Origin of the sequence: Bradyrhizobium sp. USDA 336 (assembly GCF_044908355.1) — a bacterium.
Lineage (GTDB): Bacteria > Pseudomonadota > Alphaproteobacteria > Rhizobiales > Xanthobacteraceae > Bradyrhizobium > Bradyrhizobium yuanmingense.
Map to the genome: position 1 here is coordinate 6,338,237 of NZ_JBIYDC010000002.1, position 14,629 is coordinate 6,352,865.

General features: G+C 65.0%; 10 protein-coding genes and 1 pseudogene. 8 read left to right on the plus strand and 3 right to left on the minus strand.

Going from position 1 to position 14,629, the window contains the following annotated elements; all coding sequences use genetic code 11:
* Positions 1 to 271 precede the first annotated feature (271 nt).
* The 3 genes and pseudogenes from ABIA45_RS30695 to ABIA45_RS30705 all read left to right on the plus strand — a co-directional run.
* Complete coding sequence (locus ABIA45_RS30695; protein ID WP_157285650.1) at positions 272 to 811, plus strand: TRAP transporter small permease subunit; 540 nt, start codon at positions 272 to 274, stop codon at positions 809 to 811.
* On the plus strand, positions 808 to 2,415 hold the full coding sequence (locus ABIA45_RS30700) for a TRAP transporter large permease subunit (RefSeq protein WP_157285649.1): 1,608 nt from the start codon (positions 808 to 810) through the stop codon (positions 2,413 to 2,415). Before ABIA45_RS30695 ends, ABIA45_RS30700 begins: the two co-directional genes overlap by 4 nt.
* A 19-nt stretch (positions 2,416 to 2,434) precedes the next feature.
* Positions 2,435 to 2,806, plus strand: a pseudogene (locus ABIA45_RS30705) (LuxR C-terminal-related transcriptional regulator); the annotation flags it as partial.
* Positions 2,807 to 2,810: 4 nt separating this feature from the next.
* On the opposite strand, the gene ABIA45_RS30710 reads toward ABIA45_RS30705, so the two are convergent.
* A complete protein-coding gene (locus ABIA45_RS30710) occupies positions 2,811 to 5,642 on the minus strand; it encodes an ATP-binding protein (RefSeq protein ID WP_404654676.1) in 2,832 nt (943 codons plus the stop codon).
* A gap of 195 nt (positions 5,643 to 5,837) precedes the next feature.
* On the opposite strand from ABIA45_RS30710, the gene ABIA45_RS30715 reads away from it, so the two are divergent.
* The 4 genes from ABIA45_RS30715 (at position 5,838) to ABIA45_RS30730 (ending at position 8,800) form a co-directional block, all read left to right on the plus strand.
* Positions 5,838 to 6,257 carry an organic hydroperoxide resistance protein gene (locus tag ABIA45_RS30715; RefSeq protein WP_404654677.1) on the plus strand — a complete coding sequence of 140 codons (420 nt, stop codon included), beginning with the start codon at positions 5,838 to 5,840 and terminating at the stop codon, positions 6,255 to 6,257.
* Between the two features lie 35 nt (positions 6,258 to 6,292).
* Positions 6,293 to 7,324 carry an alpha/beta fold hydrolase gene (locus ABIA45_RS30720; RefSeq protein WP_404654678.1) on the plus strand — a complete coding sequence of 344 codons (1,032 nt, stop codon included), beginning with the start codon at positions 6,293 to 6,295 and terminating at the stop codon, positions 7,322 to 7,324.
* Between the two features lie 72 nt (positions 7,325 to 7,396).
* Positions 7,397 to 7,960, plus strand: coding sequence for a cytochrome P460 family protein (locus tag ABIA45_RS30725; RefSeq protein WP_404654679.1), 564 nt, complete (start codon positions 7,397 to 7,399; stop codon positions 7,958 to 7,960).
* A gap of 18 nt (positions 7,961 to 7,978) precedes the next feature.
* Entirely contained in the window at positions 7,979 to 8,800 is an 822-nt protein-coding gene (locus ABIA45_RS30730) for an SDR family NAD(P)-dependent oxidoreductase (RefSeq protein ID WP_404654680.1), read from the plus strand.
* A gap of 7 nt (positions 8,801 to 8,807) precedes the next feature.
* Here the strand turns inward: ABIA45_RS30730 and ABIA45_RS30735 are convergent, their stop codons facing one another.
* Both ABIA45_RS30735 and hemA read right to left on the minus strand, forming a co-directional pair.
* Positions 8,808 to 12,317: a PAS domain-containing hybrid sensor histidine kinase/response regulator gene (locus tag ABIA45_RS30735; protein ID WP_109145597.1), complete on the minus strand. Its 3,510-nt coding sequence runs from the start codon at positions 12,315 to 12,317 to the stop codon at positions 8,808 to 8,810.
* Positions 12,318 to 12,640: 323 nt separating this feature from the next.
* A complete protein-coding gene (hemA, locus tag ABIA45_RS30740; protein ID WP_035996665.1) occupies positions 12,641 to 13,870 on the minus strand; it encodes a 5-aminolevulinate synthase in 1,230 nt (409 codons plus the stop codon).
* A gap of 276 nt (positions 13,871 to 14,146) precedes the next feature.
* Between hemA and aroQ the strand changes: the two genes are divergently transcribed.
* Positions 14,147 to 14,578, plus strand: a complete 432-nt coding sequence (aroQ, locus tag ABIA45_RS30745) for a type II 3-dehydroquinate dehydratase (protein ID WP_404654681.1) — start codon at positions 14,147 to 14,149, stop codon at positions 14,576 to 14,578.
* Positions 14,579 to 14,629 lie beyond the last annotated feature (51 nt).

A 14,629-nucleotide genomic window follows, 5' to 3' on the forward strand; every position in this document is an offset into this window, starting at 1 on the left:
GTCAACCGAATTAAGCACTGCGACGCCATTTTAGATGCCGGCGCGGTAAACTGTCCATTTTGCTGTTGACCCGGAATAGGCTGGCGGTAAAGGTGCCTTGCTTCACGCGGCGGGCGAGACCTAACCATGGCTCGTCAAAAACCGACAATAAGAACGGGCGGAAGCGTCGGGAGGGTGACCTAACTTCCGCATGGGCGTGGACGACAGCTATTGCGTCGGCATGATCCTGCCTGCTTGGAGGTATCACTCAGCGAGCGGGGAAAAGTCTGCAATGCGCCCATTGTTGGCGATAAGTACGGCGATCGACTGGCTGAACGAAAAGGTCGGCAGCGTCTGCAACATTCTGGTGCTCGCGGCCTGTCTGGTCAGCGCTGTGAATGCGATGATCCGCTACGCCTTCAGCTACAGCTCGAACAGCTGGCTCGAAACGCAGTGGTACATGTTCGCCGTCGTCGTGATGTTCGGCGCGTCCTACACCTTCAAGCGCAACGAGCACGTCCGCGTCGAGATCCTTTATCTCATGCTCTCCGAACGCGGCCAGCTGTGGCTGGACCTGATCGGGACATTGGTCTTCCTCGTCCCGGCCTGCCTGCTCCTCAGCTACCTGTCTTGGGCGATGTTCTACAACTCGTTCGTCATCGGCGAAATGTCCAACAATGCCGGCGGCCTCATGCGCTGGCCGATCAAATTTGTGCTGCCGGCCGGATTCTTCATGCTGGCTTTGCAAGGTATCTCGGAGGTCATCAAGCGCGCCGCCGCCTTGCGCGGTGAAGTCACCATCGATGCGAAATACGAGCGGCCGACCCAATGATCACGATCGAGATGATGCCGCCGCTGATGTTCGGCGGACTTGTTCTGGCGATGCTCATCGGCTTTCCGGTCGCCTTCACGCTGGCCGCCCTCGGGCTCTCGTTCGGATTTCTCGCGATCCACTTGGGATTTTTCGAGTTCAGCTTCCTCCAGGCGATCCCGGAGCGCATCTACGGCAGCGTTCTGGCCAACGAGCTGCTGCTGGCCATCCCATTCTTCACGTTCATGGGCGCGATCCTCGAACGATGCGGCCTCGCAGAGGACATGCTGGATTCGATGGGGCAGCTGTTTGGCCCCGTTCGCGGCGGTCTCGGCTATTCCGTGATCATCGTCGGCTTCATCCTCGGTGCCATCACAGGCACCGTGGCCGCGCAGGTGATCGCGATGGCGCTGATCTCGATGCCGGTCATGATCCGCTACGGCTATAACGTGCGCTACATCACCGGCGTGCTCGCGGCCTCCGGCACCATAACGCAGCTGGTGCCTCCTTCGCTGGTTCTGATCGTGCTCGCGGACCAGCTCGGCAAGTCAGTGGGCGACATGTATCTGGGCGCCTGGGGGCCATCGATCCTCCAGATTGCGCTGTTCGCGGGCTACACCTTCGTTCTGAGCATCGTCAAGCCGGGCCATGTCCCGGCGGTGCCCAAGGAAGCGAGGACGCTCAAGGGCTGGGCGCTCTGGCGCAAATGCCTTCTAGGCATCATTCCATCCGCCGTTCTGATCTTCGTGGTGCTCGGCACGATGATGCTGGGCCTCGCCACGCCGACCGAAGCGGGCGCGATGGGCGCCGTCGGCGCAATCGTCCTCGCCGTCATCCATCACAAGGATTTCAGCTCGGCCGGTCACAAGGTCTTGCTCGTCGGCGTCGCCGCTGCCGGAATCGGCACCATCATCGGCATCTACTTCACGCCGAATCTGCCGTTCAAGATTGCGTTCGCGACTGCCTATTTGGCAGTGGCCTGGCTGTGTCTCGAGGTAATCAGGATTCCCGACCTGCGCTTGCTGGTAAAGCAGGGTTATGAGACCACCATGCGCATCACCTGCATGGTGACTTTTATCCTCATTGGATCGACCTGTTTCTCGATTGTCTTTCTCGGCTGCAACGGGGGCGTCTGGCTCGAACATATGCTGACATCGTTGCCGGGCGGTGTGTGGGGCTTCTTAATCTTCATCAATCTGTTCATCTTCTTTGTCGCCTTCTTCCTCGACTTCTTCGAGATTGCCTTCATTATTGTCCCCATGGTCGCGCCGACCGCCCTCAAGCTCCTCACCCCTGTCGTCGGCGCGGATGCTGCCTTGATCTGGTTTGGGATCATGCTGTGCGTGAACATGCAGACTTCCTTCCTGCATCCCCCCTTCGGCTTCGCGCTGTTCTATTTGCGCGGCGTGGCGCCGAAGGAAGTCAAGAGTTCAGACATCTATTGGGGCGCGGTGCCGTGGATCGGTCTGCAGGCGATCATGGTTGCGGTCGTGATCGCATTCCCGATCACTGTCACCGGGTTGCTGGACGCCCCGACCAAGGTGGATCTGGAGAAGATCAAGATCGAGATTCCGGACGTCGAGCTGCCGCCACCATTGATCGATTTCGGGCAGCCCAAGAACTGAGGGACGTCAACCGAGGCATTTCGGCGTGTCCGGCTTCATCCCGAAGCGGTTCGGGGTCGAGACCTTGCGTGACGCCATCCTCAAGGTGATGGAGGGCGACGTCTGGGCTGCCGCCGATACCGATCTGTCCGTCGCCGCCGATCCCGACATGACCCGCCTGCGCGACCGCCTGGTGACGCTGACGCCGCAGCAGGTTCGCGTCCTGATGATGCTGTCGGAGGGACTGCTCAACAAGCAGATCGCCTACGAGCTTGGTGTCTCCGAGGCCACCATCAAGGCCCCTGTCTCGGCGATCCTGCAGAAGCTCGGCGTCGAGAGCCGGACGCAAGCGGTGATCGCCGCGGCGAAGATCGCCGGCGGCCAGTGGAAGCAGGGCACGCCGACGGGGTGATCCGCTACAACGTGGTCAGAAGCACGCTGGCCGCTCTCGTATCCGCCGTTTCGGAGCCCTCGGCAAAGCCTTCGAGCGCCAATTGGAGCCATCGCTTCGCCTCGTCGCGGCGCCCGCGTCCGGCAAACAGCCCGGCGAGATCGATCGCAGCGCGCAGCTCCCAGGCCGTGGCGCCTTGCCGGCGACTGAGATCCAGGGATTGCATGAGGTGGGCTTGTGCCTGCTCGGCGTCGGGCTCGGGCAGCGACAACAGAACTCTGCCTTTCATCCGCAGCAATTCGGGCATGTAGAGATGATCGCCGCCCTGATCGACGAGGCGGATCGCATCGTCGATCAGGCGCGCACTCTGCTCGATCTGTCCAAGCGCCAACAAGCCTTGAACCAGCGCGATGTTGAAGGTCGTGGTGAGCAGTTCGTAGCCGGCCTCGTGGAGCTCGCGTAGGCAAGCGAAGATCGTATCGACGCCTTGCGCGGCGTCTCCCCGACGGATCGCCAGTTCGCCTTTCACGCCGCGGCCCACCACGAGATAGGGACCCATCGAGCGAGATTCGGCATGCGCGATGAATTGGTCGATGCTCTGCTCGGCGCCGTCGAGATCGCCGTCCCAGAGCGAGATCGAGACCGCCCAGATCAACGCGATGCAGAGCGTGATCGGATGCTCCATTTGCGCGGCTTCAGTCACCGTCTGTTGCGCCAGCTGCCGCGCGTCCGCGGGACGGCCCTGCAACCAGAGTTCGCGCGCCAGCGTGATGCCGGCCCGGTTGCGGTGATCGAAGCCATGAATGGTGCTGGTTCGTTCCGCGCCCGGCCCTTGGCATGCGACCTCGAGCATCTTCAGCGCGTCGCGGTGCTCGCCGGCCAGATGCAGCGAAACCCCGAGCAGCGAATGGGCGAGGACGATCGAGCCGGGATCGCCGAGCGGCTGCGCGACCGCAAGGCTCTGCTGCGCATAACCAAGCGCTGCGTCGAACTGCCCCATCCGTTCGTGAAAGATATGCATGCGGCCGAGCAGCTGCAGCTGGTTCGGCGCGTCGCCGCGCGCATCGGCGATCGCAAGGCTCCTACTCAAAGCCACGCGCGCCGCCTCGCTGCCGCCACGCGTGAACATCAGGGTCAGCCCGAGGGCGGCCTGGATGTGCATTTCATCGGCGCTGCCGCGTGCGGACGGGGTCATCGCAAGCAGTGCCCGTTCCGACCAGCGCCGGCATTCGATCAGAAGAGACATCGCGAGGAAGATCGGCGCTGCCGCGGCGGCGAGCGTGATGCCGGCGCTGGCGTCGCCGCCCGTGCCAAAGCACCAGTCCAGCGCGGCGCGCACGTTGTGGAGCGCGGAGAAGTGGATCGCCCGTTCGTCGGCGTTCGGCGTTGCCGCCCAAGTGCTGCCGGCCTGCTCCAGCCATCGCCGGTAGTAGGCCGCGTGGCGGGCGGCGAGCGCGGCGTCGTTCGGCTCGATCTCGAGCAGATAGGCGCGCGTGGTATCGAGCAGACGGTAGCGCATCATGGCGCCGACCGGCCGCGGCGCGACCATCGATTTGGCGACGAGACTGTCGATGGCATCGAACAAATGGGAGCGGTCGGCACGTTCATCCGGGACGACCTCGAGGGCGGCGTCGATGGTGAAGTGACCTGCGAAGACCGCCAGCCTGCGGAGGACGAGGCGCTCGATGTCGGACAGCAGCCCGTAGCTCCAGTCCAGCGTCGCCCGCAACGTCTTCTGCCGCGGCGGCGCGGTGCGCTGGCCCTGCCAGAGCAGATTGAGACGCTCGTCGAGCAGCGCGGCCGTCTGCTCCAGGCCGTAAGCTTCGACCCGGCCTGCGGCGAGCTCGATCGCCAGGGCCATGCCGTCAAGGTTGCGGCAGATCCTCGCGATAGTCGCGGCGTTGGTATCGTCGAGCGCGATCTGCGCGCCGCCAGCGGTCGCCCGTTCAATGAAGAGCTGAAGCGCGGGATAGGTCTGCGCAGCCGCCGCACTCAGCCCGGCACTATCAGGCGGTACGGCGAGCGGTGCCAATCGATAGACCTGCTCGCCCTCGACGCGCAGGGCTTCGCGGCTGGTGGCGAGGATGTGCACATCAGGCGCAGCGTGGAAGATCGCCGAAGCCAGCGGTGCCGCCGCGGCGATGACATGCTCGCAATTGTCGAGGATGAGCAGCATCCGCTTGTCCCTGACATGCGCGAGCAGCGCGGGCAGGGGATCGTCGGTCTCGGCCGGTAAGCCGAGCATCAACAGGATCGAGGTGATCACGAGATCGGGATCGCTGAGCGCGGCAAGGTCGACGAAATGTGCGGCGTCGGAGAACGTCGCGAGCAGGTCGTGGGCGATCGCCACCGCGACGGCAGTCTTGCCCACGCCGCCCGGACCGACGATCGTGACGAAGCGCGAGGTGAGAAGCTTGTCGGAGATGGTGGCGACCGCCTGGTCGCGCCCGATCATCCGTTGCAGCCGATTCGGCAGCTTGACCGGCGGCAGTTCCATCGGCGGGGACGAGCGCCGCGCCGCCTGAAGCTGCGTGTGCGAGATCGGTGCCACGAAGCAATAGCCGCGCCCGGAGAGCGTCGTGATGTATCGCGCGCCGTCTTTGCCGTCGCCGAGCGCCTTGCGGAGGGCGGCGATGTGAAAGCGCAGATTGGCCTCTTCGACGGTGATGCCGGGCCACACCAGCGCCATCAGATCCCATTTGCTGACGACCTCGTTCGGCCGCGACATCAGTGCGATCAGCGCGTCGAACGCCTTCGCACCCAGCGGCACTGTGACGCCGTCGCGCGTCACGAGCCTTTCATGTGGCGCCACGGTGAATGGTCCGAACGAGAGTCTTGGCCCGGTCGGCGTGGTCATCGCGAAATCTTGCTCATTTGCGAACCGGATAGCCAGAGGGCAGCCATCCCGCAAGGCCTGCGTTGCATCGGCCTCAGACCTTGTTTGCAGGCCTCGCAACACCTTCTGCGCCGGCCTCACAACTTCTCACAAGTCCAAACGGGTCTCCGGAGCGCGTCGCTGCTAGTCAGTTTGCGCGACGGCAAGGAGCTCTTCATGACGCACACGGCAAAACTGCTCTACACGGCCCGGACCCACACCAGCGGCGGCCGGCACGACGGCATATCGCGCAGTTCCGACGGTCGCCTCGACGTCAAGCTGTCGCCGCCGGGCGGGGCCGGCATCGGCACAAATCCCGAGCAATTGTTTGCGGCCGGCTGGTCGGCCTGCTTCGAAGGCGCCATGGAACTCGCCGCGCGCAAGCAGAAGGTGACCCTTCCCAGGAAAAGCGCGATCGATACGGAGATCGATCTCGTGCTCGACGAGGGCGCCTACGCGCTGAGGGCGCGCCTCAATGTCAGCCTGCCGGGTCTCGACCCCGAGATCGCACGCGGCATCATCGATGAAGCGCATCAAACCTGCCCCTACTCCAAGGCCGTCCGCGGCAACATCGACGTCACGGTCGCGCTGATCTGACGCACCATCATCAACCACGACAAGGTAACACCATCATGAAACGGATCATTGATCAGCACCGCCGCCAGTTTCTCGGCATCGCCACCGGAGCTGCCGCCGCCGGTATCGGCATGATCGCGTTCGCTCGTGCCGAGACCGAACCGCAGCGATCTCAAGGGTCGAATGCGTCCTTCGGCGCGATCAAGCAGATCGAAGCCGGCGTCCTCAATGTCGGCTATGCCGAGGCGGGTCCCTCGAACGGTCCGGTGGCGATCCTGCTGCACGGCTGGCCCTACGACATTCACGCCTTCATCGAGGTCGCACCGATCCTGGCGCAGGCCGGCTATCGCGTCATCATCCCTCATCTGCGCGGTTACGGCTCGACGCACTTCCTCTCCAGCGAGACGCCGCGCAATGGCGAGCCTGCCGCGATGGCGTCCGACATCATCGCGCTGATGGACAAGCTCGAGATCAAGAAGGCCGTCGTCGCCGGCTTCGACTGGGGTGCACGCACCGCCGACATCATCGCCGCGCTGTGGCCGGAGCGGTGCCGCGCGCTGGTGTCGGTCAGCGGATATCTGATCTCCAGCCAGGCTGCGGGCAATATGCCGCTGCCGCCGTCGGCCGAGCTGCAATGGTGGTACCAGTTCTACTTCGCGACCGAGCGCGGCCGGGCCGGCTACGAGAAGTACACGCATGATTTCGCCAAGCTGATCTGGAAGCTGGCCTCGCCGCAGTGGAAGTTCGACGACGCCACCTTCAACAGAAGCGCAGCGTCGCTCGACAACAAGGATCATGTCGCGATCACGATCCACAATTACCGCTGGCGGCTCGGGCTCGCCCAGGGCGAGGCAAAATACGAGCATCTCGAAAAGAAGCTGGCCGCAGCTCCGCAGATCGAGGTGCCGACGATCACGATGGAGGGCGATGCCAACGGCGCACCCCATCCCGAGCCGAGCGCCTATGCCAAGAAGTTCTCAGGCCGATACGAGTTTCGCCTGATCACCGGCGGCGTCGGCCACAATCTGCCGCAGGAAGCGCCGCAAGCCTTCGCCAAGGCCATCATCGACGCCGACGGCGGCGCCTGAGGATATTGTCCGCCTCCGGTTCAGCCCGGCTGGACCGGAGGATATCCGTCGCTCCGAGCCTGTTGAGAGATCATGACCGCGCCCGAACCCGAAAAGAAAACCTTCGCATTCTCCACGGTGATCGTTCTTGCCGTGGTTCTCGTCGTCATTCTGCTGACCTGCGTGCCGTATCTCGCCACGATCGTCTCGGCGCAGACGCCGGCTGAAAGCACGGCCGCCAACGCCTCGCCGATTTTCGGCGTCACGATCCCCGCCGGCTACAAGCAGTGGGAGCTGATCGCGCCGGCCGAGGAGGCTGCGCCGCTCGACGAACTGCGCGCTGTCGTCGGCAACCAGGCTGCCATCGATGCCTACCAGGCCGGCAAGCTTCCGTTCCCGGACGGGACCGTGTTGGTCAAGCGCGCTTGGAAGCGGAAGCAATCACCTGAATTTGCATCCGCGACGATCCCCGGTGCTGCTACGACGGTCCAGGTGATGGTCAAGGATTCCAAGAAATATGCCTCCACTGGAGGCTGGGGCTTTGGCCGCTTCATCAACGGCAAGCCGGTTGACGAGGCCCAGCACCGCACCTGCTGGGGCTGTCACGAAGCCCGTGCCAAGAGCCACGATTACGTGTTCACGCGGCTCGCGCCTTAAGTCCTTTCGAAGACTGGAATGAAGACCTGGTTCATCAGCGGCAGTTCGCGCGGGTTGGGGCGCGCCATCACGGAAGCCGCACTCGTTGCGGGCGACCGGGTGGTGGCCACGGCTCGCAAGCTCGACCCGCTCGAACCGCTGCGCGAACGTTTCGGGGAAAGACTGCGGCTGGCAACGCTTGATGTGACCGACGAAGCGGCAGCGCAAGCGGCGATCGACCTCGCGGTGGAAGCCTTCGGCGGTCTCGACGTCGTCGTGAACAATGCCGGCTATGGCGATCTCGGCTCGGTCGAGGACACCAGCCTCGCCTCGTTCCGGCAGCAGATCGAGGCCAATCTGATCGGCACCATCATCGTCACCAAGGCGGCGATCCCGGTGCTGCGCAAGCAGCGCCGCGGGCACATCATGCAGGTCTCGTCGGTCGGCGGCCGCATCGGCGCGCCGGCCCGCGCGCCCTATTCGGCGGCGAAATGGGGTATCGAAGGCTTTTCGGAATCGCTGGCGCGCGAGATGGCGCTGATCGGCGTGCACGTGACCATCGTTGAGCCCGGCGGCTTCCGGACCGGCTTTGCCCAGACCTCGCATGAGACCGACGAAGGACGTCCGGAGTACGACGCGGTGGTCGGTGCCGCCGTCAGGATGCAGCGCGACTACGATGGCCGTCAGCCCGGTGATCCCGCCAAGGCGGCCGACGTGGTATTGCAGCTCGCGAACATGGATCACCCGCCTCTGCGCATCGCGCTCGGCAGCGATGCCGTCAACGCCATCGCGGCGACGGACCGGCAGCGTCTCGACGAGCTGGAGAGATGGCGCGCGCTCAGCGTATCGACCGACTCCTGACGGCGTCCTATTCCGCTGCCACCATCTGCTGCGTGCGCCACTGCCCGAGCAGAGCACGCAGCGAAGCCGGCTTCACCGGCTTGTTGAGCACCGCGATCTTCTCGTCGCGCGCGGCGACCTGCACGGCGGGGCTGCGATCGGCCGTGATCAGGATCGCAGGGATGGTATCGCCGAAACGGCGGCGGATCTCGCGGATGGCGGCGATGCCGTTGCCGCGATCGAGGTGATAATCGACCAGAAGGCCGGTGACGCGGCGGCCGGCGGTTTCGATCGCAGCGATCGCGCCTTCGGGATCGGCGACCGCGATTACCTCGGCGTCCCAGGCCTTGAGCAGCGTGCGCATGCCGTCGAGGATCGCCGCATCGTTCTCGATGCAGACGATCAGCGCGCCCGAGATCGGTGTGCGCGCCAGCGGCGTCGCGCTGGTCACGGCCGCGGTGTGGGTGACCGCCTTCGCCGTCGGCACGGTCACCGAGAACACCGAGCCGCCGCTTCGATTGCCGTCGATGGCGATGCCGTGCTTGAGCACGCGGGCCAGGCGTTCCACGATCGAGAGCCCAAGGCCCAGACCGCGCGCGATCCGCGCCCCCTGCTCCAGGCGATGGAATTCCTTGAAGATCTCGCCGCGCTTGACCGCGGGGATACCGACGCCGGTGTCGTAGACGCAAATCTTGAGCGAGGCGCCGCGGCGGCGGCAGCCGACCAGCACGCGGCCGCGCGGGGTATACTTGATCGCGTTCGAGATCAGGTTCTGGAGCAGGCGCCGCAGCAGGAGCCGATCCGACTCGACCGGCAGCGAGCAGGGCACGAAGGCGAGCTCCAGGCCCTTGGCGCGCGCGATTGGCGCGAACTCGATTTCCAGCGATCGCATCAGATCGGCCATCTTGAAGCTCGAGATCGAGGTCGCCATCGCGCCAGCGTCGAGCCTGGAGATGTCGAGCAGCGCGCCGAGGATCTCTTCGATCGCCTGCAGCGATTCGTCGATGTTCTCGACCAGCCGCGTCTCCTCGCCATTGTGCTGGCGCTCGACGAGGCTGGTGACGTAGAGCCGCGCCGCGTTCAGCGGCTGCAGGATGTCGTGGCTGGCGGCGGCGAGGAAACGCGTCTTGGAGATGCTGGCGTCCTCCGCCGCGCTCTTGGCGATGGCCAGTTCGGAGTTCAGCCGCGTCAGCTCCTCGGTGCGGTCGCGCACGCGCTTTTCCAGCGTCGCATTGGCGCGCTCCAGCGCTTCGGCGGCTTCGAAGCTCGGCGTGACGTCGGTGAAGGTGATGACGAAGCCGCCGCCGGGCATGCGGTTGGTGAGCACTTCGATCACCATGTGGCGTTCAGGCAGGCGCTCGAGATAAGGCTCGCTGTCGGTGGTGTAGGCCGCAAGGCGCCGTTCAAGCAGGGCCTCGCGCTCGAGCGGGTCGTTCGGATCGCCGAGGCCGATGAATTCCAGGATCTCGCGCAAGGGCGTGCCGAACTGGATCAAATGCAGTGGCACATTGAGGAGGTCGCCGAACTGCCGGTTGGAGCAGATCAGTTGCAGATCGGCGTCGAACACGGCGATGCCCTGGCGCACATGGTTGAGCGCGGTCTGCAGGATCTCGCGGTTGAAATGCAGCGCGGCGTGCGAATCGTCGAGCAGCTTCAGCGCGGCCTTGGCGGAGACCGTCCGCTTGCGCAGCAGCAGCGACATCACGAGGCGGGAGGAGGCCGCGCCGATCGAGGAGGCAATCAGATGCTCGGCGTGTTGCAGCAGCTCGAAATCGGCGGGCGCACCGGGCTCCAGCCGCACGTTGCGCCGCGCCGAGAAGGCCTCGAAGGAGTGCCGTGCGCGGTCGGGCCCGAGATACTGCGCCACCGTGGTCTGGATGTCCTGCACGGTGACGGTGCTGCGCCAGCGGCGGAAGCTCGGGGAGATCGGTGCGAGCGTATTGGGCACGAACAGATCGGCCTGCAGCAGTTCGATGGAAGACGGCCGGCGCGCCAGCGACAGCAGCACATAGGTCAGGATGTTGAGGGACAGCGACCAGATCACGCCGTGCATCAGGGGCGGCAGGTCGGCGCCGAACAGTGCCTGCGGCCGCAGCGCCTCGATGCCGAACGGGCCATGCTGCAGCAGCAGGATGCCTGATGTCGAGGAATCCATGAAGCTCGGCATGAACAGCGTGTAGAGCCACACCGCAAACCCGACCAGCATGCCGCCGATCGCCCCGCGCGCGGTTGCGCGCCGCCAGAGCAGGCCGCCGAAGAAGCTCGGGGCGAGCTGGGCGATGGCGGCAAAAGAGAGCAGGCCGATCGCCGCGAGCTGGGTGCTGCCGAGCGCGCGATAGTAGAAATAGGCCATCACCATGATGGCGAAGATCGCGAGCCGGCGCGAGCGCAGCAGGAAGTTGCTGAAATCGGCCCCGCCGGCGCGCCCCTCCGGCCGACGTTTCAGCACCAGCGGCACCACGAGGTCGTTCGAGACCATGATGGAGAGCGCGACGCATTCGACGATCACCATGGCGGTCGCCGCCGACAGCCCGCCGACGAAGACGGCGACGCTGAGCAGGTTCGCGCCGCTCTCGATCGGCAGGGCCAGCACGTACATATCAGGGTCGGCCGTGCCGAACGGGAAGGTCACGAGGCCGGCGAGCGCGATCGGGATCACGAACAGGTTGATGGCGACGAGGTAGAGCGGAAACAGCCAGCGCGCGCGGCCGACCTCGGCATCCGAGGAATTCTCCACCACGCTGACGTGAAACTGGCGCGGCAGCAGCATGATCGCGCACAGCGACAGCAACGTCATGGTCAGGAAGTTGCCGATCGACGGCGAATAATTGATGGCGCGCACCGCTTCCGGCGTCCTCATCGCGCGCTCGATCAATTCATGCGGCGAGAACATCCAGAAGGTGACGAAGATGCCGGCGGCGAGGAAGGCGACCAGCTTGATGATGGATTCGGTCGCGATCGCCAGCATCAGGCCGTGCTGGTGCTCGGTCGCGTCGGTCTGTCGCGTGCCGAACAGCACAGCGAAGGCGGCCATCGTCAGCGTCACCATCAGCGCCATGTCGCCGAGGATCGGGATGTGCGAGAAGGCCTGGTCTTCGCTCAGGATTGTGCCCAGCGAGGAAGCCACCGCCTTGAGCTGGAGCGCGATATAGGGCACCGAGCCGATGATCGCGATTGCGGCGACGGTCGCCGCCACCGCCTGGCTCTTGCCGTAGCGGGCCCCGATGAAGTCGGCGATCGAGGTGATGTTGTGGGCTTTCGCCAGCTGGATCACGCGTCGGAGCACCCCGGCCCCTAACCCGATCATCAGGATCGGGCCGACATAGATCGCGAGGAAATCGGTCGAGGTGCGGGTGGCGAAGCCGACCGACCCGAAGAAGGTCCAGGACGTGCAGTAGATCGCCAGCGACAGCGGATAGATCAGCCCGGAGGCGCGGCCGCGCCCGGCCGGCGAGCGGCGGTCGCCGTGGCTCGCCACCAGGAACAGGAAGCCGATATAGCCGAAGGCGGCGGCGATCACGCCCCAATCGTGCAGCATGGGTCGGGGGCTCTCTCCCTGGGCGCCGGCGGCGCCCGAGCTCATTTTCCCTGCAAACCTAGCGCGTTGAGCGGACGCAAGCGACAGCGAAATGCCGTGCGGCGGTAGGAACACGGGTTGTCGTTAAGGTGCGAGCGTGCACCCACGGGCGCCTACCCTCCTCTGGAGGGTAGGGTCGATCGCGCGCAGCGCGAGCGGGGTAGGGTGATCTCTCCCCACGGGCACTGTTCGCTGCGGAAAGACCGTCACCCCACCCCGTCTCACATATCGCTGCGCTCTATGTGAGCCGACCCTCCCCCTTCAGGGGAGGGTAAGAGAGGACCCTATTCCGCCGCGAGCGACTTGGCGCGCAGCGGCAGGCCGAGGCGGTCCCACACTTGCAGCAACGCTTCGGCGAGCTGATCGATCAGGCCGTCGTCGTGATAGGGCGAGGGCGTGATGCGCAGGCGCTCGGTGCCCTTGGCGACGGTCGGATAGTTGATCGGCTGGATGTAGATCCCGTGCTGTTCGAGTAGCAGGTCGGAGGCCTGCTTGCACTTCTCGGGATCGCCGACGAACAGCGGTACGATGTGGGTGTCGCTCGACATCACCGGCAGGCCGGCGGCATTGAGGATCGCCTTGACGCGGGCGGCACGGTCCTGGTGGCGTTCGCGCTCCCAGCTCGACGTCTTCAGGTGCCTGATCGCGGCGGTCGCGGCCGAGCAGACCGCCGGCGGCAGCGCCGTGGTGAAGATGAAGCCCGGCGCATAGGAGCGCACGGCGTCGATGATCTGGCCGTTGGCGGCGATGTAGCCGCCGAGACAGCCGAACGCCTTGGCCAGCGTGCCCTCGAGAATGTCGATGCGATGCATCACGCCGTCGCGCTCGGCGATGCCGCCGCCGCGCGGGCCGTACATGCCGACGGCGTGGACTTCGTCGACATAGGTCATCGCGCCATATTTCTCGGCGAGATCGCAGATCCTGGCGAGCGGCGCGACATCGCCGTCCATGGAATAGAGACTTTCGCAGACGATCAGCTTCGGCCGATCGGGACCGGCCGCCTTCAACAGCTCTTCGAGATGCGCAACGTCGTTGTGGCGGAACACGATCCGCTCGCAGCCGGACTGGCGGATGCCCTCGATCATCGAATTGTGGTTGAGCTCGTCCGATAGGATCAGGCAGTTCGGAATGAGCTTTGCGATGGTCGGGATGCCAGTCTGGTTCGAGACATAGCCCGAGGTGAACAGCAGCGCGGCTTCCTTGCCGTGGAGATCGGCGAGCTCGGCTTCGAGCTGCACCAGCGGATGGTGCGTGCCGGCGATGTTGCGGGTGCCGCCGGCGCCGGTGCCGACGCGGGTGGCGGTCTCGACCATGGCGCCGACCACCTTCGGATGCTGGCCCATGCCGAGATAGTCGTTGGAGCACCAGATCACGACGTCGCGCTTGCCCTTGGGCGAGTGCCAGACCGCATGCGGGAACCGGCCGGCCGTGCGTTCGAGGTCGGCGAACACGCGATAACGCCGCTCGGTGTGGAGACGATCGAGGGCGGAATCGAAGAATTGGGCGTAATCCATCGGCAAACCTGCAACGGAACCTGACCAAGGGGACGCGTCTACTTAGAGCTTTTCCAGCTCCAATGTCTATGCGCTATCCCACATTTGGATCTGTGGGGCATTTGGGCAAAATGCCCTATCCGGTGCGTCTCAGTTTGATCCCGATCAATCCTGCGCGACATGTAATGCTGCTCTGCACCATCTGCCGGGGCGAGGGTTCAACCCCAACCTATGGTCTTCCGTCGCGGCCCGGCGCGCGCTTTCCTTGCTCAACCAGGCTCTCGAAAGGACCCTTCCATGAAGCGCGTGATGATCCTCAACGGTCCCAACCTCAACATGCTCGGCATCCGCGAGCCGCACATCTACGGCACGACGATGCTCGCGGAGGTCAACGCGAGCTGCGAGGAGGCAGCCGCCAGGCTCGGCCTCAAGCTCGCCTTCCACCAGTCCAATCACGAGGGCGTGCTGGTCGATCTGATCCAGTCGGCGCGGCAGGACGCCGACGCCATCGTCATCAATCCGGCCGGCCTCTCCTTCACCTCGGTCTCGATCATGGACGCGATCAAGACGTTCGAGGGCCCGGTGCTGGAGGTGCACATCTCCAACATCCACGCCCGTGACGAATATCACCGGCACTCCAAGATCTCGTTCGTGGCGACCGGCGTGATCTGCGGGCTCGGGCCGTTCGGCTACATCGCGGCGCTGCACGCGATCGCGAACATGAAGTGAGGTCTTCTCTCTCTCCCCGCTTGCGGGGAGAGGGTCGGGGGTGAGGGGGAC